Raw genomic sequence first — 25185 nt, forward strand, 5'->3', positions numbered from 1 at the left:
CGGCACCATGAAGCTGAACGCCAATCTCATCATCGGCGGCATCGCCCTGATCATCGTGGTGGTCGCCGGGCTTTTCGCGCCCTGGCTCGCCCATACCGATCCGGTGCTCGACGCCAACCTGATGAATGCCGAGCTGCCGCCGGGCAGGGAGTTCTGGTTCGGCACCGACGCGCAGGGCCGCGACATCTACAGCCGGGTTCTCTACGGCGCCCAGATCTCGCTCACCGTCGGCATCGTCTCGCAGCTGATCAATACGGTGATCGGCGTGGCGCTCGGTGTTTCTGCCGGCTATTGGGGCGGCTGGTGGGACGATTTCGTCAGCGGCCTGACCAATATGATGTTGTCGATCCCCTCGCTGATCTTCGCGCTCGCCATCATGGCGATCCTCAATCCAGGGCTGACCAGCCTGCTGATCGCGCTCGGCCTGACCAACTGGTCGTTCACCTGCCGGCTCGCCCGCGCCTCGACCCTGTCGCTGAAGAGCCAGGGTTATGTCCAGGCGGCGAAGACGCTGGGCTATAGCGATGCGCGCATCATGCTGACCCAGCTCCTGCCCAATATGCTCGGCCCGATCATCGTGATCGGCACGCTCGGCATCGGCGGCGCGGTGCTGGCCGAAGCGACGCTGTCCTTTCTCGGCCTCGGCATCCGGCCGCCATTCCCGAGCTGGGGCAGCATGCTGTCGGATGCGCGCGACCAGATCACCACGGCGCCGTGGATCTCGATCTTCCCGGGGCTCGCCATCTTCGTCACGGTGCTCGGCCTGAACCTGCTCGGCGACGGCCTGCGCGATATTCTCGACCCTCAGTCGCGGAGCCGGCGGTCATGACCGACCATGCGCTGCTCGAGGTCGAGAACCTCAGGATCGATCTGAGCGTCGGTCACCGCAGGTTCCCGGCCGTCCAGGACGTCTCGTTCAGCATCGGACGCGGCGAGACTTTCGGCCTGGTCGGCGAGTCCGGCTGCGGCAAGAGCATTACCAGCCTGGCGCTGATGGGATTGCTGAAGGCGCCGCTGAGCATTGGCGGCGGCAGCATCCGTTTCAACGGCCGCGAGATCCGGGACCTGTCCGCGGCCGAGGCGCGCAAGCTGCGCGGCGATCGCATCGCCATGATCTTCCAGGAGCCGATGACGGCGCTCAATCCGCTGCTGCCGGTGGGGCGGCAGATCGCCGAGATGTTCGTGCTGCATCGCGGCGCGAGCTGGCGCGAGGCCGAACGCCAGGCGGTCGAGGCGCTGGCGAGCGTGCGCGTGCCGGCACCCGAGCGGCGGGTGAAAGACTATCCGCACCAGCTCTCCGGCGGCATGCGCCAGCGCGTAATGATCGCCATCGCACTCGCCTGCGGGCCGGACCTGCTGCTCGCCGACGAGCCGACGACGGCGCTCGACGTCACCGTCCAGGCCGAGATCCTCGACCTGATCCGCGACCTGTCGGCGGCCAAGGGCACCGCCGTGCTGATGATCAGCCACGATCTCGGGCTGATCGCCAATATGTGCAGCCGGGTCGGCGTGATGTATGCGGGCCGCCTCGTCGAGCAACGCTCCGCCGACGAGATCTTTCAGACCCCGAGCCATCCCTATACCGGCGGTCTCGTCGCCTCGCTGCCGCTGCTCGGCGCGCGCTCCAGGCACGGCCAGCAAAGGCTCAACGAAATCACCGGCGTGGTGCCGCCGGTGACGGCCTTCCCCGCGGGTTGCCGGTTCAATCCGCGTTGCCATGCCCGGACCGAACTCTGCGAACGCCAGGATCCGGAGGTGACGCCGCTCGCCAATGGCGGTCTCGTACGGTGCCATCACCATGTCTGAGCCATCAGCCGAAACGATCCTGAAGGTCGAGAACCTCGCGGTTCATTTCCCGCTCGGCGGTGGGCTGTTCGGCGGCAAGCGGCGCGTGGTGCATGCCGTCAACGGCGTCGACCTCGAACTGAAGCACGGCGAATGCCTGGGCCTGGTCGGTGAATCCGGCTGCGGCAAGTCGACGCTCGCGCTCGCCATGCTCGGCCTGCAGGCTCCGACCCAAGGGCGCATCGTCGTCGGCGGGCACGAGCTCGGCACCGTCGGGATGGACCGCAAGGCGCGGGCACGGGTCGCCCAGATGGTGTTCCAGGATCCCTATTCCTCGCTCAACCCGCGCCAGACCGTGCGCAAGACCCTGGAAGGGCCGCTGCGCCTCCACGGCGTGACGGCGAAGAGCGAAATCGATGCCCGCATCAACGGCATGCTGGCCCAGGTCGGCCTGCGTCCGGAGGCCGCCGAACGTTATCCGCACGAGTTTTCCGGCGGCCAGCGCCAGCGCATCGGCATTGCGCGCGCCCTGATCCTCGAGCCGAAGATCGTCATCCTCGACGAGCCGGTGTCGGCGCTCGACGTCTCGATCCGGGCGCAGATCATCAACCTGCTGCTCGAACTGAAGGACCGGCTCGGGCTCTCCTACATCATGATCAGCCACGATCTCGGCGTGGTCGAGCACATGAGCGACCGGGTGGCGGTGATGTATCTCGGCCGGATCGTCGAGACCGGCACCTGGGAAGAGATCTTCACCAAGCCGGGCCATCCCTATACGCGCGCCCTGATCGCCGCGATCCCGGATCCGTTCAAGCGCAGCCGGGGCACCAAGATCACCGGCGAGCTGCCCAACCCGCTCGAACCGCCGACCGGCTGTGGGTTCCATCCGCGCTGCCCGCAGGCCCGCGATCTCTGCCGCGCCCCGCCGATACCGGGGCTGGAGGAGGTTTCGCCCGCTCACCTGGTGCGATGCAGGCGCTATCACGAGATCGCCCGGGACGAGCAGGTCGTCGCAGCGGGCTGACATCGGGCGGCGACCGGCACGGCCGGCGAACCAGGTTCTTTGGGGATGATGATGACACTCGACGACATGCCGCGCCTGCCGCTCGGCTTCCTGCCGACCCCGGTCCAGACCCTGGCGCGGATCGGCGCGAAACTGGGGGTCGATCTCCAGGTGAAGCGCGACGACTTCACCGGTCTCGGCGGCGGCGGCAACAAGGTTCGCAAGCTCGAATTCCTGATGGCCGACGCGGCGGCGCGCGGCGCCAAGGTGCTGATCACCGCCGGCGGCCTGCAATCCAACCACGCGCGGATCACCGCCGCGGCGGCGCGGACCTGCGGCATGAAGCCGGTGCTGGTGCTGCGCGGCGACCGGCCGGATGAGGTTCAGGGCAACTTGCTGCTGGATCATCTGTTCGGCGCCGAGATCGATTATCGCGATGCCGATACCTTTCCCGCCGAAGTCGGTCCGCGCATGCAGCATCATGCCGAGGCGGCCGAGGCGCGCGGCGAAAAAGCCTATGTCGTGCCGATCGGCGGATCGAACGCGCTGGGGGCCGTCGGCTACGTCGCCTGCGTCAAGGAAATGGCGGCGCAATATGAGGCGGCCGGCAAGCCGGCGCCCGACTGCCTGGTGGTGCCGCTCGGCTCGGGCGGCACGCTGGCCGGCTGTCATGTGGGATGCGCGCTGTTCTGGCCACGGACCAGGGTGGTCGGCATTGCCGTGACCGTCAGCGTCATCCCGTTCGGCGAGCGCATCGCCGTGCTCGCCAATGCCACCGCCGCGCTTCTCGGCCTGGCGCGGCGCTGGACGCCCGAGGAGATCTGGATCGAGCACGGCCATGTCGGGCCGGGTTATGCGATGCTGAGCGACGACGGCCATGCCGCGATCGTCATGGCGGCGCGCGAGGAGGGCATGATCCTCGACCCGGTCTATACCGCCAAGGCATTTGCCGGCCTGATGGGCTGCGTCGGCACGGGCGCCATTGCCGGCGGCAGTTCGGTGCTCTTCCTGCACAGCGGCGGTTCGCCGGCCCTGTTTCATTTCGCCCGGCAACTTGCCTGAGGCACGCGCGGCAAGCGAGATCGCCGGAAATACCGGGCTGACGGCCGGGCGGCGTGCCGCATCAAACCGATGGATGCGGGCTCGCGAGGCCCGCGGGGCGGCCGATCGAGCATGGCTGGGCCCAGCGTCCGGCGGTGTCCATCGGCCTTGGCATAGTTCATAACCTCAGCGAATGAAGTGCTCGCCCGTTTGAATTTGCAATGGCGGGTCACGCGGATGACTGTCCAGGCGCGAAGGAGCCGCGACGGATGACGGCTCCCGTGGGAACTTGGGAGAATTCGAATGAAGCGATGGGTCTCGGCCTTGGCGGTCCTGGTGATGGCGGGCAGCTTCGCCCGGGCCGACGTCATTCATGCGACCTGGGGTGGCGGCGGGGCCGCGATCCTGCGCGACCACTTCCAGGCCCCCTTCGTGCAGCGGACCGGCATCCCCGCCCGGATGGCGGAGGTTCCCAACACCGCCGGCCTGGTCAGGTCGCCGACCGCGTCGCAATATAACGTGGTCGAGGTGACCTATTTCGAGGCCATCGGTCTCGCCAAATCCAGCCTGCTCGAGACATTCGAGGATCGCGAGATCCCGGGCATCGCCAACCTGCCGCGGGAGCTCGTCGTGCGCAATGCGCAGGGCAAGATCGTCGGCCTGTCCACCCATTTCGCCTATTACGCCATCGCCTTCAACACGACCCTGGCCAAGGCGAGCGACTTCCAGTCGTGGAACGACCTCGCCGATCCGCGCTGGAAGGGCAAGCTGGCGGTTACCCGGCCGATCTATGCCACGTCCTACGACCTGACGATCCTCGCCCATGCCAATGGCGGCAGTGCCGGCAATGTCGAGCCGGGCGTCGCGCCGCTGCGCGCCATATTCGGCAATGCGCTGACGACCTATACGTCGCTTGCCCACATGAACACGCTGCTGGCGCGGGCCGAGGTGGCGGCGGTGCCGTTCTATTCCACGCGGGTGTGGAACCTGCGCCGCGACGGCCAGACGACCATCGACATGGTCATCCCGCGCGAGGGCGCGCTGATGCTGCCTTATGTCGTCGTCGTGCCCAAGGGATCGGCCAACCGGGCCCAGACGATCACCTATCTCAATGCCCTCATCGACGCCGAGGCGCAGACGCGGATGTCCGCCCAGAACGGCTCGATCCCCTCCAACAACCTGGCGGTCCTGCCGCCGGAGGTCGAGCGCAGCCTGGGCATGACGCGCGCCGAGCTGATGCAGCGCATGTACATTCCCGATTGGAATGTCATCGTCAGCAATTATGAGGATCGGCTCAATCAGGTCGAGCAGATCGCCGCCGGCGCGCGCCGCTGAACCGGCCGGCATTCTCGGGGAGACGGCCAGCCCGTCTCCCGCCTCTCCATCGTTTCCCGGTGATCAATCCATGTCTCATGCCACGTCCGGACCTCGCGCTCCGGCCCATCCCGGGCCCGCGTCCCAGGGATCCATTCACATCGCCGGCGTATCGAAAAATTACGGCAGCACGCGCGTCCTGTCCGATGTCAGCCTGGCGATCGCTTCGGGCACGTTCCTGACGCTGCTCGGGCCGTCCGGCTGCGGCAAGACCACGCTGCTGCGCCTGATCGCCGGTTTCACCGAGCCGAGCGCCGGCGGCATCGCCATTGACGGGCGCGACATGGCGGGCCTGCCGCCGCAGCGCCGGCCGATCGGCATGGTGTTCCAGAACCTCGCGCTGTTTCCGCATTTCTCCGTCGAAGAGAACATCGCCTATGGCCTGCGCCTGCGGAAGGTCGGCGCCGAGGAGATGCGCCGCAAGGTTGGCCAGTTCCTCGACCTCGTCGGCCTCGGGGGCCTTGGCGCACGCCGCATTTCGCAGCTCTCCGGCGGCCAGAAGCAGCGCGTCGCGCTGGCCCGCTCGCTGGTGCTGGAACCGTCGATCCTGCTGCTGGACGAGCCGCTCTCGGCGCTCGACCTGCAATTGCGCAAGCAGCTTCAGGTCAGCCTGAAAGAGATCCAGAAGGAGCTCAAGACCACCTTCGTCTTCGTCACGCACGACCAGGAAGAGGCGACCCTGATGTCGGACAGCGTCGTCGTGATGAGCGCCGGCAGGGTGCAGCAATTCGGCTCGCCCCAGGCGATCTACGCCCGGCCGGAAAACCTGTTCGTCGCCAAATTCATCGGCGAGCTGAACGAGCTTGCCGGTTCGGTGGTGTCGGTGGGCGGCGGCGCGATGGATATCGACACGAGCGTCGGCCGGCTGAGCCTGCCGGCCTCGAGCGCGCGCGACCTGACGCCCGCGGCCGGATCGTCCTGCCTGGTCTGCCTCAGGCCCGAACGGATCGACGTGCGCCACCCGGGGGCCGTCACGCCCGGCCGCCTTGCCCTGCCCGCGACGGTGGTCGAGCGCATCGCGCTCGGCCCGGTCATCCGGGTGGTGGTGCGCTGCGGCGAGCGCCGGATGACCGCGGTCCGGCTCGCCTGCGACAGCGAGGCTCTGCCCGAGGTCGGCGCCGCCTGCACCGTGGCCTTCGATCCGGCCGACGCCCAGGTCTTCGCGCCGCTCGAGGGCGAGATGGCGACCGCTTTCGGAGAGCGGGAATGACCGAGACAGAACGCGCTTCGCCGGCCAAGGCGCTGCTGCTCCTGCCGGTGCTGCTGCTGCTCGCCATGTTCTTCGCATCGGCGATCCATCTGTTCAGCAGCGGCTTCACCGACGACAGCGGCTGGTCGCTCCGCTACTTCCGGCAGATCGTCAGCCGGACCGACTATCACGTCGTCTTCGCGCGCACGATCGTCTCGTCGCTGGTCGTTTCGCTGCTGTCGGTCGCGCTCTCCTACCCGATCGCCCTCCTGCTCTGGCGCACCGATCGCTGGCGCAACACGCTGCTGATCGTGGTGCTGGTGCCCTGGCTGGTGAGCCTGGTGGTGCGCACCTATGGCTGGCTGGTCCTGCTCGGCCCGAAAGGCGTCATCAACGCCATGCTGGCCTGGGTCGGCGTGATCGAGCAGCCGCTGGCCCTGATGTTCAACGATCTCGGTATCGTCATCGGCCTGACCCATGTGCTGATCCCCTTCGCTGTCATCTCGATCCTGGCCTCGCTGCTGGCGATCGAAAGCAATCTGGAGGAGGCATCGGGCGTGCTCGGCGCGAGCGGCTTCCAGACCTTCCGCCATATCGTGCTGCCGCTGTCGCTGCCGGGCGCCTTTACCGCGCTGATGGTCATTTTCCTGGCGAGCATCGGGGCGATCGTCACGCCGATCATCCTCGGCGGCATGTCGCATCAATTCGTCGGATCGCAGATCTATCAGGAGGTCATGTACACCTTCAACATCAACAAGGCCGCCGCCTGGTCGATCTGCCTGCTGACCATCAGCTTCCTGTCGCTGCTCCTGCTCAAGCTGATCGAGCGGTGGCTGGTCAAGGGCCAGGAGTAACAGCCATGGTATCGACGCACAGACTGACCAAGGCCCTCGGCATCGTCCTGCTCGTCTCGCTGCCGGCGCCGATCGCCATCGTCGTGGCGGCCTCCTTCAGCGACAGCAGCTATATCCAGTTTCCGCCGGAGGCGCTGAGCCTGAAATGGTATCGCGAGACGATCGTCGATCCGCGCTGGCCACGGGCCTTTGCCGTCAGCATCGGCATCGCCGCGGTCACGGCGGTGCTCGTCACCGCGTTCAATTTCATGGCCGCCTATTACACCCAGCGCTACGCGCCGCGGATCGCCGCATGGCTGGAACTGGCGATCTTCTCGCCACTGTTCTTTCCCCATGCCGCGATGGGGGTCGCCATGGTGGCGCTGATCGCCAAGCTCGACCTGATCGGCTCCGCGCCGGGCATCATTCTCGCCCATCTGGTGGTGACGCTGCCCTTTTCCTACCGGCCGATCCATGTCGCGCTGCGCAGCATCGATCCCGACCTGATCCGGGCGGCCAATGTGATGGGCGCGAGCGAGTGGCGCGCGCTCAGGGACATCGTGCTGCCGATGTGCCGGTCGGGCATCCTGACCTCACTGCTCTTCGCCGGCATCATTTCCTTCGACGAGGTGACGGTGACGATGTTCCTGATCGGCCCCAACATCACGACGCTGCCGGTGCAGATCTTCTCCTTCATCCAGGATTCAGCGACGCCGGTCCTTGCCGCGATCTCGACGATCAGCGTGCTGGTCACCTTCATCGCCGTCCTGGTGCTCGATCGGGTCGCCGGCCTCACCTTCTTCGTCCGGCGCGACGGCGCCTGAGACATTTCCGTCCCGGCCGCGGCGCGGCGGCAGCCTGATCGACAGGCTGGCCGCCGCGCGCGGATCCTCGCCGCGGCTCAGCGCCTCGATCCGCCGCCGCAATTCCTGCAGGAAGGCTTTGGTCAACGGCGAGACCTGCCGGCCGCGCGGCAGCACCGCGTTGAAGGTGAACTCGATCGCGGGCTCGAAACGGCGCGCGACCAGATCAGGCCAGAACCCCTGGTGAACGCTCATCGGCTCGACGATGGCGATGCCGAAACCGCGCGAGACCAGCGCATTGGCCTCGACCGAGGAGAACACCTCGGCGCGCATCTTGCGCGACACCCGCTGCTGCTCGAACACCGCATCGGTGAGGTGGCGCATCCGGCTGTTGCGGGTGAAGGAGATGAACTCCGCCCCCTCCAGGTCGGCCGCGACGATCACCTCGCGCCCGGCGAGTGGGTGGTCGCGGGTCATCACGCAGACCGCGCCGGCGTGAAACAGCGGGTAGGTCAGCAGGTCCGGGTGGTGGAACTGGCTGACCGAGAAGCCGATATCGACATTCTGGCCCAGCACGTCATTGCCCACGACGCTGGAGACGTCGAGCGAGACCGAGACCGACGGGTTGGCGGTCGCGAAGTCGACCAGGGCATCGGCCACCAGGGTATGGCCGATGGAGGCCGCCGAGACGATGCGCAACTCGCCCATGCGCAGGCTGCGCAGGTCCTGGGCGAAACGCTCGACATCGCCCAGGGCTGCGAATAGCCGGCGAACCTCCTTGTAGAGCAGATGTGCCTGGCCGGTCGGCACCAGGCGCTTGCGCTCGCGCAGAAACAGGTTGAGCCCGAGGTCGATCTCGAGGCCCGCGAGGATCTTGCTCATGGCCGGCTGGGACAGCCGCATGCGCTCCGCCGCGGCGGTGACCGTGCCGGTTTCCATGAACTGGATATAGGCCTCGAGCTGGCGGTGGGTGATCCGCATGGCGTCCTCGACATGATAGCGCGTGAACATAACCATAGAGAATGAATTGCGGCAAAAAAGAAATTTGCAGCTTTCGGACGCGCGCGGAATACTCCGGCCCGCAACAGCCCTTCAGGCACCCGGCAGGCCATTGAAGGCAAGATATCGCCGCAAATTTCTGAGGCCGAAGGCCGACCGCGGATAGGCGGGGAGATCACCTCGCGCCGCCGTCACTGTTCATAACTTCAGAGCTTGTTCGAACGCAGATCGCCTTTGGAAATCACATGACCCAAGAGCCTATCGAGACTACGCAGCCCGTCTGGGCCGATGCCTATCTGGCCCGTCTGGCGGCCCTGAGCGTGGCCGACCGGCATCGCGAGATGGAGGCCTTCAGCTTCCCGCGCAATATCGGCGCGCTGCTTCGGGAGGCGGCGGCGGAAACGCCGGAGGCGCTCGCCTGGAACTTCTTCGAGACCGGCGAGACGATCACTTATGGCGCTCTGGATCGCGCGGTCGATCGCATGGCGGCGGCGCTCGCGACATTCGGGGTCGGCCGCGGCATGCGGGTCGGCGTGATGCTGCCGAACTGTCCGCAAATGCCGACGACCTGGCTCGCCCTGGCCCGGATCGGCGCCGTCATGGTGCCGGTGAACCTGCGTTATACCGGCCGCGAGCTCGCCTATGTGCTGGGCGATGCCCAGGCCGAGGTCCTGGTCATCCACGACGAATGCGGCAGCCAGTGGCAGGAGGCCGTCGCGCTGGCGGAAGCCGGCCGGTTCCCGGCGCGGAACCGGGTGATCCGGATGGCCGGCGAGGCCGGAACGCCGAGCCTCTTGCCGGCGGAAGCGACGACCATCGATCAACTGCTCGCCTCGGTCGCCGCCGATGCCCGCTATGACGGCGCAGAGCCCGGGCAGGGCGACCTGATGAACATTCAATACACCTCGGGAACCACCGGCTTCCCGAAGGGCTGCATGCTGACGCACCGCTATTGGCTGGGCGCGGCCTTCGTCAACGGCTTCAGGGATGCCCAGCGGTTCCACCGCGTGCTGGCGTCGACGCCGTTCTTCTACATGGATCCGCAATGGCTGCTGCTGCTGTGCTTCTACCAGCGCGGCACCTTGATGGTCGCCAGGCGCCAGAGCGCCAGCCGCTTCGCCGCGTGGCTGCGTGAGCACCGGATCAATTTCTGCCTGTTTCCGGAGATCGTGTTCAAGCAACCGGAAAGCCCCGACGACGGCAAGACCGAGCTCAGGCGGGCCAACATCTACGGCCACCGCAAGGAGATCAATGCCGCGCTGCGCAAGCGTTTCAATGCGCCGGCCATGGAGGCCTTCGGCATGACCGAGGTCGGGCCGGGGCTCTATATGCCGCTCGATGCGCTCCACATGGTCGGATCCGGCTCCTGCGGCATCGCTTCGCCGTTCCGCGAGGCGCGGATCGTCGACGAGAACGGCCAGGATGTGCCGCGCGGCGAGATCGGCGAACTGGTGCTGCGCGGACCCGGCCTCATGCTCGGCTATTACAACCGGCCGGAAGCCAACCGGGACAGTTTCTTCGGCGACTGGTTCCGCACCGGTGACCTGTTTCGCCAGGACGAGCAGGGCTATTTCTACATTGTCGGCCGGCTGAAGGAGATGGTGCGGCGCGCCGGCGAGAATATCGCCGCACGCGAAGTCGAGACCGTGCTGCGCAACATGGACGAACTCGAGGAGGTGGCGGTCGTCGCCGTGCCCGACGACCGGCGCGGCGAGGAGGTCAAGGCCTATGTCCTTCCCGCCGCGGGAACCGCCGGGAACCAGGCCTTGATCGAGCGGATCATGCGGCATTGCGAGGCCAATCTCGCCGCCTTCAAGATCCCGCGCTACATCGCCTTCGTTGACGAGATCCCGCGTACGGCTTCGCAGAAAGTCGCCAAGACCGTGCTGACCGCCGGCCAGGGCGATCTGCGGATCGGGGCATTTGACCGGGTCGAAGGAATTTGGCGATGAGCGAACCTCTCTGGAGCCGTAGCGCGGCGGACCTGCTGCCCGACCTGAGGGCGGGTGCCCTGAAGGCCGAGACGCTGATGCGAGCCGTGCTCGACCAGGTCGCGGCGCGCAACGGCCCGGTCAACGCCTTCTCCCATCTCGATGCCGAGGCGGCGCTGACCGCGGCCCGCGAGGCCGATCGCGACCTGGCGGCCGGAAAGGCGCCAGGGCCGCTCCACGGCATCCCGTTCAGCGTCAAGGACCTGCTGGCCGTCAAGGACATGCCGCTCGAATATGCCTCGGAAGCTTTCGCCGGCCAGATCAGCGGTGACGATGCGCTGGCCATCGATCGGTTGCGCCGGGCCGGAGCCATTCCCTTCGCGAAGTCCACCACCCCGGAATTCGGCCACAAGGTGCTGACCGACAGCCCGCGCCAGGGCGTCAGCCGCAATCCCTGGAACCCGGAATTCAGCTGCGGCGGGTCGAGCGGCGGCGCCGCGATCGCGGCTGCCATGGGGTTCGGGTCACTGCATGTCTCGACCGATGGCGCGGGGTCGGGCCGCATCCCGGCCTCCTGCTGCGGCGTTGTCGGCCTGAAACCGACATGGAGCGCGGTGCCGCATGAAACGACCACCGATCTCTTCGGCTCGCTGACCTGTATCGGGCAGATGGGCCGCACGGTCGCCGACGTCGCCATGATGTTCAACGTCATGAAGGGGCCGGACCCACGCGATCCCTGGTCGCATGGCGGCTCGTCCGCGCCGGTCGTGCTTTCCGAGGACCCGCTGGCGGCGCTGCGCGGCCTGCGTCTGCGCTATGCGCCGAGAATGCAAAACCGCTGGGTCGATCCGGATATCGAGGCGGCGGTCGGCGCGGCCGTCGACCGGCTCATCGCCGCCGGCGCGGAGCAAGTCGCGATGCCCGCCGGTTTCGCCGTCGACACGGCCTCAGCGCTCATCCTGATGCGGGCCTATCAGCATGCCCGCTTCGGTTCGTTGCTGGATGAATTCGGTGGGCGCATGGACCGTACGGCGCGCCTCGGCCTGACGCCCCAGCCGGAGACGCAGACCTATCCCCGCCTCGCCGCGGCCGCCCGCGCCCGCACCGACATTTTCCGCGAGGTCGAGCGGCTGTTCGAGGGCGCCGACATCTTCATCACGCCGACGGTGGCTTCTCCGGCGCTGCCGGCGGGCCAGGCGTCGGACGAGCCGCTGGTCGTCGATGGTGTCGACCATGGTCCGCTCCGGGATGCCTGGTATCCCTACACCATTCCGTACAATGCCAGCGGCCATCCGGCCATTTCGATCCCCTGCGGCCTGTCGTCGGGCGGCCTGCCGATCGGCCTGCAGGTCGTCGGCCGCTGGCATGACGAGGCGCGCCTGCTGGCCGTCTCGGCGGCGCTCGAAACATTGCAGCCCTGGGCCGGGCATTGGGCCCCGCTTGCCGGCAAAGGACAGCCATCATGATCATCGACTATGGCAGCCGGCCGCCGGTGCCGGGCTTCGGGCCGAAGGGCGCGCAGCATCTCGCCCGTTATCGTCAGGTCTATTCCAGCAGCGAAAGTGCTGCGGAGGCGCTGCAGGGCGATCTCGGCGGCTATCTCGCCGAATATGACAAGGCCGGGGTCAGCCATATCTGCGTCAAGGCGCGCGATCTCGAGACGACCTATGGCTGGCGCATCCGCAACGAGGACGTCGCCGAATTCTGCGAGACGCAGGGCCCGCGCTTCATCGGCTTTGCCGGCGTCGACCCGAACAAAGGCATGACGGCGGTGCGCGAACTCGACCACGCCGTCCGCAATCTCGGCCTGCGCGGGCTGAACCTTCAGTGCTTCGAGCACAAGATGGCGATCAACGACCGGCGCATGTATCCGCTTTATGCCAAGTGCATCGAGCTGGACATTCCCGTGAACATTCACTGCTCGATCAATTTCGCCACCTCCACGCTGATGCGCTATGGCCATCCCTCGCTGCTCGACGAGGTCATGGTCGATTTTCCGGAGCTGCGCGTCTGCGCCTCGCCACCGGGATTTCCCTGGGTCCACGAACTGATCGGCGTGGCCTGGCGCCATGCCAATGTCAGCATCGGCCTCGTCGCGGTGCGGCCGAAATATCTCGAGGTCGCCGGGTCGGGTTATGAGCCGCTGCTGCAATATGGCCGCACCATCCTGAAGGACCGGATCATCTTCGGAAGCGCCTATCCGCTGGGGCCCATCGGCCGGGCGATCGAGGAGATCAAGGCGCTGCCGATCGGCGACGACGTTCGCCATCTCTGGCTCTACGAGAATGCGCGCCGGTTTCTGCGGCTGCCGCCGGCGCCGGCCTCCTGACGCGGCGATCCGCGGCCGTCGATATCGGCCGCGGGACGTCGACCCGGTTTACACCGCCGAGGGTCTTGCCGGCCGGCGCGTTCGAGCCGAAGCGGCGCGCGGGCCATCGGCGATGAACCTCGCCCGATCCAAAGACGTCAGTCGGCCATCGCCCAGGCGAGGACAATATCCTTGGCGCGCTGCCCTTCGCGGGCGCCGCGCGCCTTGGCCGTCGCGTTGACGGCGGAAATGACGCCGTCGAGGGTGGATTGGCCATTGCCGATGCGCGCGCTGGCGGCGGCGATGGCGATCGCCGCGATGCCGCGGGCGTCGAGGGCCGCGAGCCGGCCGAGACCGGCGCGGTCGATGCCGATGCCGGCATCGTTGAAGGCCGCGGCCACCCCCTCGGCACGCAATGCCATCGCCGGATCGCCGCCGACCAGGCCGCCATGCGAGCCGGTGACGATGACCGCACCTCGATCGGCCGCCGCGTCGACCAGCGCGGCGGAATCGATGATGGTGATCGGCCGCCGGGCGCCGTCCGGCCGCCAGACGCTGCGCGCTTCCTTGGACTTTTCCAGGTGCGCGCGACGGTAGGGCGCCCGCGCCAGCAGGGTGGCAGCCTCGGCGCAGGTGCGGCCAGGGGTGACGCCGAGCGCGGCCGCGGCGGCATTGGCCCGGCTCAGCACGCCGCGCGCCATCATGTCGTCGGTGTCGCCGATCCGGCTGGTCAGATGCGAAACGGCCGCCGCCGCGATGCCGAGACGGTCGAGGATCGCCAGCGCTTCGACGCCGGCCTCGTCGAGGCCGATGCCGGCATCGTGGAAGATCGCCGCCCTGACGCCTGCCGCAACCGCGAGCTGGCCGCAATAGGCGCCGCCATGGGAACCGGTGACGACGACCAGGCCCTGGCAATCCGGCAGTTTCGTCATGGTCGGCGCGATCACCGGCGCTGGTTGGTTTGCGCCGCCGAAGGGTGTCTCCTGCACCATCGTGTTTTCCCCTCTTGTTTCTTTTGTTCCGAAATGATCCTATCGAACGATAGGAAAATGGAACAGAGGCGCTGAAGCGCCCGCTCCGGGAAACGTTCAAGGCGAGCATAGTGCAAGATTTGACGGTCAAGACCGTCGATCGCGTTGCAGCGATCCTTCATGTCCTGTCGACCGGCGGGGATGAGGGCGTCAGCGTGACCGACATGACGGTGGCGACGGGCCTGAGCAAGGCGACCGTGCACCGGTTGCTCGGCGCGCTGGTCAGCGTCGGTTATGCCTTTCAGCAGTTCCCCGAACGCAATTACCGGCTCGGCGCGCGCGCCGTGGCGCTCGGCGGCGCGGCGCTGCGTCACCACTCGGCCGGCCTGGTCCAGCCGATCCTGCGCCGCATCGCCGACGAGACCGGCGACACCGTCTTCGCCTCGGTCCGCGAGGGGCTGGCCGCCGTCTGCGTCGCCCGTGCGGTCGGCACCTATCCGATCCGGACGCTCACCCTCGACGTGCGCGACCGGCGGCCGCTCGGCGTCGGCGCCGGCAGCCTGGCGCTGCTGGCCGCGATGTCGGATGGCGAGATCGACGCGATCCTCAGGCAGAACGAGAACTGGCTCAGGGACTTCCAGGCTTTCGACCGGGACTCCCTGCAGGCCCTGGTCGCGCGCACCCGCAAGGATGGCTACGCGCTGAACGAAGGCCGCATCGTGCCGGGCATGTGCGCGCTGGGCGTGGTCGCCCGCGACCCCGACGGCCGGCCCTTCGTCGCGCTCAGCCTGGCGGCCATCAAGGACCGCATGAGCGAGGGGCGCATCGCCGAGATCGTCCGGCTGCTGCAGGCCGAGGCGCACAGGCTCGAAGCCGATTTGGCGTCGCCCTTGCCGGCGACAGGAACGTGAGACGACAGACATGACCCAGCAAGGCTCACCGGATTTCACGCCGCATCCCCGAACCAATCTCGACGTCGCGCGGCTGCGCGGCCACCACCTGCTGATGCATCGCATCCGCGCGCTGGAGGAGGTCGCGATGCGCGGGCTCGACGACAAGGTGGTGCTGGGCGCGATCCATCCCTCGATTGGCCAGGAGGCGGTCGCCGTCGGCGTTCTCGCGCATCTGACGCCGCGCGACCTGCTGCTGTCGACCCATCGCGGCCATGGCCACACACTGGCCAAGGGCGCCTCCAGCCAGGCGATGTTCCACGAATTGCTCGGCCGGCTCGGCGGCAATTGCGGCGGCAAGGGCGGCTCCATGCATATCGCCGATTTCGGTGTCGGCATGCTCGGCGCCAATGGCGTGGTGGCGGCCAATATCGTGATCGCGGCGGGCGCCGCCCATGCCATCAAGCTGAAGCGCGAGGACCGCATCGTCGCCTGCTTCTTCGGCGATGGCGCGACCAATCGCGGTCCCTTCCTCGAAGGACTGAACTGGGCCGCGGTGTTCAAGCTGCCGGTGCTGTTCGTCTGCGAGGACAACGGCTATGCGGCGACCACACGGACCCGGACCATGACGGCCGGGCCGGGCTTGTCCGAGCGCGCCCGCAGCCTGGGCGTGCCGGCCACCGAGGTCGACGGCAACGACGTCCTGGCGGTGGAAGCGGCGGCAGCCGACCTGGTGGCGGCGATCCGGGCCGGCGGCGGCCCGCGCTTCCTGCATGCCCATACCTATCGCATCACCGGGCATACCGGCGCCGACCCCGCCACCTATCGTCCGGCCGGCGAAGTCGAGGCCCAGCGCGGCAACGACCCGATCGGGCGGCTCGGCCAGGTGCTGATCGCAGCCGGCGTCGCCATGGCCGATCTCGATCACGACCGCGCGGCCGCGCTGGCTGAAATGGAAGCCGGCTATGCGAGCGCTAAGGCGGCGCCGTTCCCGCCGGCTTCGGCCGCTTTCGAGGACGTCCAGGACGTCGGTTCTCCGCTGGTGGATGCATTCTGATGGCGAAAATCTCCTATCTCGAAGCCGGGCGCCTGGCGCTCAGCGAGGAAATGGATCGCGACCCCATGGTCTGGGCGCTGGGCGAGGATCTCGGGCGGGGCGGCGTCTTCGGCCAATATCGCGGGCTGGTCGAGAAATTCGGGCCCGAGCGGATTTCCGATGCGCCGATCTCCGAGGCGGCGATCCTGGGCGCCGCCGTCGGCGCCGCCATGATGGGCACGCGGCCGGTGGTCGAGATGCGCTTTTCGGATTTCGCGCTCTGCGCCATGGACGAACTGGTCAACCAGGCCGCCAAGGCCCGCTACATGTTCGGCGGCCAGGCGCGCGTGCCGCTGGTGGTGCGCGAGCCGACCGGCATGTGGCGCTCGTCCGCCGCGCAGCATTCGCAGTCGCTGGAAGCCTGGTACGCCCATGTGCCGGGGCTGGTGGTGATCTGCCCGGCGACGCCGGCCGACAACAAGGGCCTGCTGAAGTCCGCCATCCGCTGCGACGATCCGGTCGTCTACATGGAGCACAAGTCGCTCTGGGGTTTCGAGGACGAGGTGTCCGACGATCCCGATCTGCTGGTTCCGATCGGCAAGGCGCGGCTGGTGACCGAGGGCGGCGATATCACGGTCGTGTCCTGGTCCAACCAAGTCCATATCGCCGAACGGGCGGCCCGGGCGCTTTCCGGACAGGGCGTGGCGGTCGATCTCATCGACCTCAGGACCATCTGGCCGTGGGACAAGGAGGCGGTGTTCAGGAGTGTCGAGAAGACCGGCCGCCTGCTGGTCGCCCATGAGGCGGTGGCGGTCGGCGGTTTCGGTGCGGAAATCGCCGCGACCATCGCCGAGCGTTACGGCGCCGATCTCAAGGCGCCGGTCCGGCGGCTCGGCGCGCCGCGCGCGCCGGTCGGCTACGCGCCGCCGGTCGAGGACGCCCTGCGCGTCACCGAGGCGGCCATCGTCGCTGCCGCCCATTCCATGATGAAACCCATTACCCAACGCGCCGGAGCGCTCGCATGAAGAACGAAATGACCGGTGGCGAAGCCCTGGCCCGGATGATCCTGGCCCACAAGGGCGGACCGATGTTCGGCATGGGCGGTTTCCAGCTTCTGCCCTTCTACGATGCTGCCCGCCGTCTCGGCCTGCAGCACCATCTGATCAATGACGAGCGCGCCGGCGTGTTCGCCGCCGATGCCTATGCCAAGATCACCGGCCGTGTCGGGCTGGCCGATGCGACGCTCGGACCCGGCGCGACCAATCTCGTCACCGGGCTGGTCGAGGCACTCAATGCCGGCACGCCGATGGTCGTGCTGACCGGCGACACCCATCGCCTGCACTCCTGGAAGAACATGACCCAGGAGACACGCCAGATCGACATCCTGCGCCCGGCCTGCAAGGAGGTCATCCGCGTCGAGGTGGTGGAGCGCATTCCGGAGCTGATGCGGCGCGCCTTCGCCATTGCCACGACGGGCCGGCCCGGGCCGGTGGTGGTCGACGTGCCGGAAGATGTCTGCCACGGCACTTTCGGTTTCGACGACGACGACTTCCACGCCGACCCGTCCCACGAGGCGGCGCCCTCGCTGCGCTGCCGGCCGGACACCGAGAGCTTGCGGCAGGCCGCGGCCCTGATCGCCAAGGCGGAGCGTCCGCTGGTGCTGGCCGGCGGCGGCGTGCATCTGAGCGGCGCCACCGAGGCGCTGACGGCCTTTTCCCGGCGCTTCGGCGTGCCGGTGGCCCATACCATGACCGGCAAGGGCGCCATTGCCTGCACCGATCCGCTCAGCGCCGGGCTGTTCGGCCGTTATGACCGCATCGCCAACAAGCTGATCGAAGAGGCGGATCTCCTGCTGGTCATCGGCTGCAAGCTCGGTGAGATCGCCACCAAGCGCTACACCGTGCCGCCGGCGGGCAAGGCCATCGTGCATCTCGACATCGTCGCCGAGGAGTTCGGCCGCACCGTCGATCCGCGGGTCAGGCTGTGGAGCGATGCCCGCGCGGGCATCGAGGCGCTGGGCGAGGCGCTCGCCGATCAGGCCGGCGCGATCAAGGCGCGTCTCGCCGGCTATGGCGACGACGTCGCCCGGCGCATGGCGGAATGGCGCGAGGCGACCCGGGAGCGCTATCTCTCGGAAGAGGTGCCGGTGGCGATGGGCCGCCTGATGGGCGAACTGAACCGGCTGATGCCGGCCGACGGCATCCTGCTCGCCGATGGCGGCTTCGCGGCGCATTGGGGCGGACTGCTCTACGACACCAAGCAGGCCGGCCGCGGCTTCGTACCGGACCGGGGCTTCGCGTCGATCGGCTACGGGCTGCCCGGCGCCATGGGGGCGGCATTGGCCGCACCCGACCGCAAGATCGTCAGCCTCACCGGCGACGGCGGCTTCAACATGATGCTCGGCGAAATCGAAACCGCGCGACGGATGAACCTGAGCTTCGCGCTGATCGTGGTGAACAACGCCGCCTCCGGCTACGTCAAGGCGTTGCAGCACCTGATGTACGGACCCGGCGCCTATCACGCCTCCGATCTCGCCGAGACCAATTATGCCGGGGTCGCCGAGGCGCTGGGCTGCACCGGCATTCGCGTCGAGACGCCGGACGCGCTGGCGCCGGCCATCGAGAAGGCTTTCCGCACCAAGGGGCCCGTGGTGATCGACGTGGTGGTCACCCGCGACCCGGCCAAGATGCTGCCGGCCGCCGACAATCGCGCCGTGCAGGTGAAGAAGGGCGACCGCGTCGCCTGACCGGCGATGCGGCACGAGGACGACAGAGGGAGGACGCAATGGCGAACCTGACGAGACGCATCATGCTGGCCGGGACCGTGGCTGCCCCGGCGCTTTTGACCGGCCACCAGCTCAGGGCGGCGGAATTCTCCTACAAATATGCGAGCAATGTACCGCTCGACCATCCGCTCAACGTGCGCGCCAAGCAGGCAGCCGACCGCATCCGCACCGATAGCGGCGGCCGGCTCGACATCCAGATCTTCCCGAACAACCAGCTCGGTTCCGATCCCGACATGCTGAGCCAGTTGCGTTCGGGGGCGCTTGAGTTCTTCACCCTGTCCGGGCTGATCCTCTCGACGCTGGTGCCGGTCGCCTCGATCAACGGCATGGGCTTCGCCTTTCCCGACTACCAGCGCGTCTGGGAAGCGATGGACGGCGATCTCGGCGCCCATGTCCGTGCCGCGGTCGCCAAGGTCGGCATCATCGCGATGGACAAGATCTGGGACAATGGTTTCCGGCACATCACCTCCAGCTCGCGGCCGATCCTGACGCCGGCGGATCTCGAAGGTTACAAGATCCGGGTGCCGGTGAGCCCCTTGTGGACCTCGATGTTCAAGAGCTTCGGTTCGGCGCCGATCAGCATCAGCGCCGCCGAAATGTACTCGGCCCTGCAGACCAAGATCGCCGAAGGCCAGGAAAATCCGCTGGCCGCGATCTGGACCACCAAGCTGTTCGAGGTCCAGAAGCACCTCTCGCTCACCGGCCACATGTGGGACGGCTACTGGTTCCTCGCCAACCGCCGCGCCTGGGAAGCCCTGCCGCCGGACATTCGTGCGGTCGCGGCCAAACACCTGAACGAGGCGGCCGTCGACCAGCGGCGTGACCTCGAACAGCTGAATGTCAGCCTGCGCAAGGACCTGGAGGCCAAGGGCATGGTGGTGCACGAGGTCGACAAGACGGCCTTCCGCGAACGCCTGCAGAGAGCGGGCTTCTTCACGGAATGGAAGGGCAAATACGGCGCCGAGGCCTGGGCCGTGCTGGAGAAATATACCGGCAAGATCGCCTGAGGCGTGACCAAGCGGGTGGACCGTGCGCGGTCCACCCGACGATGCAGGACGATGCGGCCGCGTCAATGATCTCCCGCCGGCCCGGCGGAGATGCCGATGCGACCGTTTTTCCAACCAAGACGATCGCGCGCATGCGCGCAGGGCCGGAAACGAAGCGCCGCATCAGACGGTGCGCGGTCCACCGAGGGGAGAGATGCCGTGCAGATCGAACAGGTCCAATCATCGCCGGCGGGCACGGGCGAGGTTAGCGCCGGGGCGCTGCGGTCCCACCCGCTGCTCGCCCGGCTCGAGCACGGCATCGGCGCCCTGGCCGAAACCGCCGCCGGCATCCTGGTCGCGGTCGAGATCGTCATCCTGTTCGGCGGCGTCGCCTCCCGCTACGTCTTTCACAGTCCGCTGACCTGGTCGGATGAACTCGCCTCCATCCTGTTCCTGTGGCTCGCCATGCTGGGCGCGGTCGTCGCCTTCCGCCGCGTCGAGCACATGCGCATGGGCGCCTTCGTCGACGGTGCCTCGCCACGCCGCAAGGCTTTCGCGGCGGCGCTTGCGCTGATGGCCGGCATCTGCTTCCTCGGCCTGATCCTGCATCCCTCGATCGACTATGCGGTCGACGAGATGATGATCACCACCCCGGCGCTCGACATCCCCAATGCCTGGCGCGCCGCGGCCCTGCCGGTCGGTATCGTCCTGATGATCCTGCTCGGGGTGCTGCAGATGATCCGCACCACGCGGCTCGTCGACGCCGCGCTGGCGCTCGGCCTGATCGTCGCGGTCGGCCTTTTGCTGTTTGCCGCCAAGCCGCTCCTGATGGCCATGGGCAATTACAAGCTGCTGGTCTTCTTCGTGGTGCTGGTGGGCGCCTGCGTCTTGACCGGCGTGCCGATTGCCTTCGCCTTCGGCCTCGGCACCTTTGCCTTCCTGGCGCTGACCACGCGCACGCCGGTCAGCGTCGTGGTCGGGCGCATGGACGAAGGCATGAGCCATCTGATCCTGCTGTCGGTGCCGCTCTTCGTCTTTCTCGGGCTGATCATCGAGATCACCGGCATGGCACGGCGCATGGTCGATTTCCTGGCGAGCCTGATCGGGCACGTGCGCGGCGGCCTGCAATATGTGCTGATCGGCGCGATGTACCTGGTGTCGGGCATTTCCGGCTCCAAGGCGGCCGACATGGCCGCCGTCGCGCCGGTGCTGTTCCCCGAGATGAAGGCGCGTGGCGCCAAGCCCGGACAGCTCGTCGCTCTGCTCTCGGCCACCGGCGCCCAGACCGAGACGATCCCGCCGAGCCTGGTGCTGATCACCATCGGCTCGGTGACCGGTGTGTCGATCGCGGCGCTGTTCACCGGCGGCATGCTGCCGGGCGTGGTGCTCGGCATCGTGCTGTGCCTGGTCGTCTGGTGGCGCTATCGCCATGAGGATCTGAGCGCGGTGCAGCGCGCCAGCTGGGGCCAGGCCGGCCGCGCGCTGCTGGTCGCCCTGCCGGCCCTGATCCTGCCGGTGGTGATTCGGGCCGCGGTGGTCGAAGGGGTGGCGACCGCCACTGAAGTCTCGACCATCGGCGTCGCCTATACATTGGTCTATGGCGCCATTGCCTGGCTGCTGCTCGGCGAGAAGGTCGGCTGGTCCAGGATGTGGCCGGCGCTCGTCGCCACCGCCTCGCTGTCGGGGGCGATCCTGCTGATCATCGGCACCGCGACGTCCATGGCCTGGGCGCTGACCCAGTCGGGCTTCTCGCGCGAGCTTGCGGCGGCGATGACGGCTCTGCCGGGCGGCGCCTTCACCTTCATGGCCGCCTCCATCGTCGCCTTCATCATCCTCGGCTCGGTCCTGGAGGGCATTCCGGCGATCGTCCTGTTCGGGCCGCTGATGTTCCCGATCGCCAAGCTGCTGGGCATCCACGAGGTGCATTATGCCATGGTGGTGATCCTGGCGATGGGTGTCGGCCTGTTCGCGCCGCCCTTCGGCGTCGGTTACTACGCGGCCTGCGCCATTGGTCGTGTCGATCCGGCGGAAGGCATGCGTGCGATCTGGCCCTATATGATCGCCCTCATTGTCGGCCTGATCGTGGTCGCCGCCGTGCCATGGATCTCCATCGGCTTCCTGCACTGAGCGAGCGATCGCCAGCACGCGAGGGCACGTTGGTGCCGTGAAGGGATTTGCGCGGCGCGCCCGCATCGCCGCCTTTTGTCTCGTGCCCCCCAGGGGCAGGCGGTGCGGCCGACACACCCAGGCAATATTGCCGCCTGGTTTCCGTCACCTTTGGTTCAAGTGTCATTCAGAGCGGATCACGAAGAATTCAACGCCAAGAGAACGAGCGGGACCGGGAGGATCTGCGATGCTCGGGGGTCGAATTCTTCATTTCGCGATTGTATTATTTGTCTTCCTTTACGGTCTCGGTCCCGGCCAGGCACAGCAGATCGAAAAGCGGATTGCCCTCGTCATCGGCAACAGCGCCTATCAGGCCGGCCCGTTGCCGACGGCGGCGAATGGTGCCGGTCTGGTCGCGCAGAGCCTGCAGGCGGCGGGCTTCGACGTGGTCGGCGCGCGCGACCTGGATGCCGCCAACCTGCGATCGGCGTTCCGCGAATTCCTCGACAAGGCCTGGATGTCGGGGCCCGATACCGTCGCCTTCGTCTATTTCGCCGGCCATGCCGTGCAGTTCGACGGTGAGAATTATCTCGTGCCGGTGGATGCGCGCATCGGTCAGGCCAGCGAGGTGCCGCTGGCGGCGATCCGCCTGACCGATCTCACCAAGCCCCTGGCGGCGCTGCCCCTGAAGGCGCGGGTCGTCGTGCTCGACGCCGCGCGCGCCAACGGCTTCGCCGCATCGGGCGAACGGCTTGCCGCGGGTCTGGCCGTGATGCGCTCGGACGCGGCGACGGTGATCGCCTTCAACGCGACGCCGGGGACGATCGGCTCCGACGGCGGGGCGCCCTACGGCCACTATGCGGCGGCCTTGGCGGAAATGATCAAGGCCGGCGGCCTGCCACTCGACGAGCTGTTCGCGCGCGTCCGGGTGCGGGTCAGCGAATTGACCGGCGGGGCGCAGCTTGCCTGGGATGTCGCGCTGGTCGGACGACCCGTCATGCTGCTCGAACGCAACGTCGCGGCGGAAGCTCCCGATCGTTTCCGCTCGTTGCTGGCGGATTCCATAAAGTCCTTCGACGTCCATGGCGCCTATCTCGCGGTCCTGGCCCGCGACGCATGGCCGGCCTATCGGGATTTCCTGGCCGCTTATCCCGACGACCCGCTCGCCAGGCGCGTGCGGGTCATCATGGCGGTCCAGCGCGAGGCGATCGCATGGTGGCAGGCCACGCGGGCCGATACGCCCGAGGGCTATTGGTCCTATCTCGGCCGTCATCCACATGGTTCGCACGTGGCCGCCGCGCGCCGTCGCCTGACGCTTCTGGCCGCCACGCCCGAACCGCCGTCAACCTTTGCCGCCATTGGCGTCGAGCTTGCGCCGGAGGACGGGATCAGTTCTCCGCGGCGCGCGATCGTGTCCTTCGCGGATCCCGCCCATGGCTTGCCGCCGCCGCCGGTTCCCGTGTTTTTCCTGTCGCAGCGGCCGGCCTATTTCGCCGAAATGCCGCCGCCTCTGCCGCCCGTCGGCGCATTCGTCCTGCCGATCCTGGCCGCCTACCATCCCGTGCCCGCCGGGGTCGAGCGCCCGGCTCATGTGGCGCCGGCGCCGATCAACGTCATCGGCGCCAATATCCACAACATGGTGGGCATCAACCCGGTCGATCGAACCGTGACCGTGACCAATCCGGCCGGCCAGTTGGTTCGGCCTTATCCGGGCCAGGCGCGCGCCGTGGCAGCTATGGCGCTCGCCATCGCCTTGCCGGCGGGTCTCGCTTCGCCGGAGCAGCGGCGCCATGAGGGCGAGGCCCGCCCGGTGGTCCCTGACCGGCGTTCGTCGGCGCCGGCCGCGGCCGGGCGGGTGGCGCCTGTCGTCTCGCCACGGCAGGACCGCGTGCAACGGCAGCGGCTGATCGAGCTGGAGGCGGCGCAGCAGGCGGCCGAGGAGGCGGCCGACGAGCGGGCGCGGGCCGCCGAGCAATCGGCGCAGGAGTGGGCGGAGGCGGCCGAGCGCGACGCCCGCGAACGGGCGGAGGAAGCCGAGCGGTTTGCCGAGCAGGCTACGCAGGAGGAGCGGCAAGCCGCCCGGCAAAGGGTGCTGGCGGCGGAGCAGCAAGCGCGTGACGCGCGGCAAAGAGCGCGCGAGCTGACCGAGCAGCGCGGGCGGGAGGCTCAGCACCGAGCGCGCGAAGCGGCGGAGCGCCGCGCACGGGAGGGGCGGCAAAGGGAGCGCGAGACGGCCGAGCAGCGGACACGGGATGCCCAGCAGAGGGCGCGTGACGCGGCCGAGCAGCGGACGCGGGATGCCCAGCAGAGGGCGCGTGACGCGGCCGAGGAACGGACACGGGATGCCCAACAGAGGGCGCGTGACGCTGCCGAGCAACGGACGCGGGATGCCCAGCAGAGGGCGCGTGACGCCGCCGAGCAACGGACACGGGACGTCCAGCAGAGGGCGCGCGATGCGGCGGAGCAGCGGACACGGGACGCCCAGCAAAGGGCGCGCGAGACGGCCGAGCAGCGGGCGCGGGATGCACAACAACGGGGACGTGAAGCGGCGGAGCAGCGGGCTCAGGACGCTCAGCAAAGGGCGCGTGATGCGGCCGAGCAGCGGGCCCGTGACACACAGCAGCGGGCCCGTGAAGCGGCGGAGCAGCGGGCCCAGGAGGCGCAGCAAAGGGCCCGTGATGCCGCCGAGCAGCGGGCGCGTGACGCACAGCAGCGGGCACGCGAAGCGGCGGAGCAGCGGGCTCAGGAGGCGCAGCAAAGGGCACGCGAGGCGGCGGAGCAGCGGGCGCGAGAGGCCGAACAGAGAGCACGTGAGGCGGCTGAACAGCGGACCCGCGAAGCCCAGCAGAGGGCGCGTGAGGCGGCCGAACGCCAGAGGCGGTAGGACCGCGGGCATCCGGGCGCGTCGCCGCCTTGTCGATCGCGCGGTCGGAGCAAGGCGACCGGCATGGCGGCTCGGGGGCATCCGGCACGGCCATCGGCCACCGCCCGTGGCGGCGGGGCCGGAACCGTGGCGGCCTTTGCCTGTTGTCCCTTTGAAATGCAGGGAGGGTCGTCACATGCCGGATCTCGAACCGAACAGGCTGATGCCCGATCCGGCGCCGGGCCAGCAGGATGGTCCGCCGCCGGTGCCCGAGCCGGAACC

20 protein-coding genes are annotated in these 25185 nt (G+C 68.2%); 18 read left to right on the forward strand and 2 right to left on the reverse strand.

Features of this window, described 5'->3' with window-relative positions:
* Positions 1–7: 7 nt before the first annotated feature.
* The 8 genes from AC07WJ_RS06780 to AC07WJ_RS06815 all read left to right on the forward strand — a co-directional run bounded on the left by AC07WJ_RS06780 (position 8) and on the right by AC07WJ_RS06815 (position 8049).
* Positions 8–829, forward strand: coding sequence for an ABC transporter permease (locus AC07WJ_RS06780; RefSeq protein ID WP_494933743.1), 822 nt, complete (start codon positions 8–10; stop codon positions 827–829).
* Entirely contained in the window at positions 826–1806 is a 981-nt protein-coding gene (locus AC07WJ_RS06785; RefSeq protein ID WP_494933744.1) for an ABC transporter ATP-binding protein, read from the forward strand. The genes AC07WJ_RS06780 and AC07WJ_RS06785 overlap by 4 nt, the downstream gene beginning before the upstream one ends.
* Positions 1799–2809 carry an ABC transporter ATP-binding protein gene (locus tag AC07WJ_RS06790; RefSeq protein WP_494933745.1) on the forward strand — a complete coding sequence of 337 codons (1011 nt, stop codon included), beginning with the start codon at positions 1799–1801 and terminating at the stop codon, positions 2807–2809. Before AC07WJ_RS06785 ends, AC07WJ_RS06790 begins: the two co-directional genes overlap by 8 nt.
* Before the next feature lie 51 nt (positions 2810–2860).
* The gene (locus AC07WJ_RS06795) at positions 2861–3850 is read left to right on the forward strand and encodes a D-cysteine desulfhydrase family protein (RefSeq protein ID WP_494933746.1); all 990 of its coding nucleotides are present in this window, start codon (positions 2861–2863) and stop codon (positions 3848–3850) included.
* A 282-nt stretch (positions 3851–4132) separates the two neighbouring features.
* Positions 4133–5164, forward strand: coding sequence for an extracellular solute-binding protein (locus AC07WJ_RS06800; RefSeq protein WP_494933747.1), 1032 nt, complete (start codon positions 4133–4135; stop codon positions 5162–5164).
* A 70-nt stretch (positions 5165–5234) separates the two neighbouring features.
* On the forward strand, positions 5235–6413 hold the full coding sequence (locus AC07WJ_RS06805; RefSeq protein ID WP_494933748.1) for an ABC transporter ATP-binding protein: 1179 nt from the start codon (positions 5235–5237) through the stop codon (positions 6411–6413).
* Positions 6410–7246, forward strand: a complete 837-nt coding sequence (locus tag AC07WJ_RS06810; protein ID WP_494933749.1) for an ABC transporter permease — start codon at positions 6410–6412, stop codon at positions 7244–7246. The genes AC07WJ_RS06805 and AC07WJ_RS06810 overlap by 4 nt, the downstream gene beginning before the upstream one ends.
* Positions 7247–7251: 5 nt before the next feature.
* Complete coding sequence (locus AC07WJ_RS06815) at positions 7252–8049, forward strand: ABC transporter permease (RefSeq protein WP_494933750.1); 798 nt, start codon at positions 7252–7254, stop codon at positions 8047–8049.
* On the opposite strand, the gene AC07WJ_RS06820 is transcribed toward AC07WJ_RS06815, so the two are convergent.
* The gene (locus AC07WJ_RS06820; protein WP_494933751.1) at positions 7930–9009 is read right to left on the reverse strand and encodes a LysR substrate-binding domain-containing protein; all 1080 of its coding nucleotides are present in this window, start codon (positions 9007–9009) and stop codon (positions 7930–7932) included. The genes AC07WJ_RS06815 and AC07WJ_RS06820 overlap by 120 nt on opposite strands.
* Before the next feature lie 263 nt (positions 9010–9272).
* Between AC07WJ_RS06820 and AC07WJ_RS06825 the strand changes: the two genes are divergently transcribed.
* From AC07WJ_RS06825 to AC07WJ_RS06835, 3 genes are read left to right on the forward strand one after another with little or no spacing between them, the layout of a single operon-like run.
* Entirely contained in the window at positions 9273–10979 is a 1707-nt protein-coding gene (locus AC07WJ_RS06825; protein ID WP_494933752.1) for a class I adenylate-forming enzyme family protein, read from the forward strand.
* Positions 10976–12424 carry an amidase gene (locus AC07WJ_RS06830; protein WP_494933753.1) on the forward strand — a complete coding sequence of 483 codons (1449 nt, stop codon included), beginning with the start codon at positions 10976–10978 and terminating at the stop codon, positions 12422–12424. The genes AC07WJ_RS06825 and AC07WJ_RS06830 overlap by 4 nt, the downstream gene beginning before the upstream one ends.
* Entirely contained in the window at positions 12421–13287 is an 867-nt protein-coding gene (locus AC07WJ_RS06835; protein ID WP_494933754.1) for an amidohydrolase family protein, read from the forward strand. Before AC07WJ_RS06830 ends, AC07WJ_RS06835 begins: the two co-directional genes overlap by 4 nt.
* Positions 13288–13424: 137 nt before the next feature.
* On the opposite strand, the gene AC07WJ_RS06840 is transcribed toward AC07WJ_RS06835, so the two are convergent.
* Entirely contained in the window at positions 13425–14258 is an 834-nt protein-coding gene (locus tag AC07WJ_RS06840; protein ID WP_494933755.1) for a hypothetical protein, read from the reverse strand.
* A gap of 110 nt (positions 14259–14368) precedes the next feature.
* On the opposite strand from AC07WJ_RS06840, the gene AC07WJ_RS06845 reads away from it, so the two are divergent.
* From AC07WJ_RS06845 to AC07WJ_RS06875, 7 genes are all read left to right on the forward strand, one after another.
* Entirely contained in the window at positions 14369–15148 is a 780-nt protein-coding gene (locus tag AC07WJ_RS06845) for an IclR family transcriptional regulator (RefSeq protein ID WP_494933756.1), read from the forward strand.
* A 10-nt stretch (positions 15149–15158) separates the two neighbouring features.
* Entirely contained in the window at positions 15159–16184 is a 1026-nt protein-coding gene (locus AC07WJ_RS06850) for a thiamine pyrophosphate-dependent dehydrogenase E1 component subunit alpha (protein ID WP_494933757.1), read from the forward strand.
* Positions 16184–17188: an alpha-ketoacid dehydrogenase subunit beta gene (locus AC07WJ_RS06855; RefSeq protein ID WP_494933758.1), complete on the forward strand. Its 1005-nt coding sequence runs from the start codon at positions 16184–16186 to the stop codon at positions 17186–17188. Before AC07WJ_RS06850 ends, AC07WJ_RS06855 begins: the two co-directional genes overlap by 1 nt.
* Entirely contained in the window at positions 17185–18909 is a 1725-nt protein-coding gene (locus tag AC07WJ_RS06860; protein WP_494933759.1) for a thiamine pyrophosphate-binding protein, read from the forward strand. The genes AC07WJ_RS06855 and AC07WJ_RS06860 overlap by 4 nt, the downstream gene beginning before the upstream one ends.
* 38 nt (positions 18910–18947) lie before the next feature.
* Entirely contained in the window at positions 18948–19955 is a 1008-nt protein-coding gene (locus tag AC07WJ_RS06865; protein WP_494933760.1) for a TRAP transporter substrate-binding protein, read from the forward strand.
* Between the two features lie 258 nt (positions 19956–20213).
* Positions 20214–22061, forward strand: a complete 1848-nt coding sequence (locus AC07WJ_RS06870) for a TRAP transporter large permease (RefSeq protein ID WP_494933853.1) — start codon at positions 20214–20216, stop codon at positions 22059–22061.
* Positions 22062–22287: 226 nt separating this feature from the next.
* A complete protein-coding gene (locus AC07WJ_RS06875) occupies positions 22288–24924 on the forward strand; it encodes a caspase family protein (protein ID WP_494933761.1) in 2637 nt (878 codons plus the stop codon).
* The last annotated feature ends 261 nt before the right edge of the window (positions 24925–25185 follow it).

The sequence above is a fragment of the Phreatobacter sp. GW821-FHT04C01 genome, from assembly GCF_059420385.1.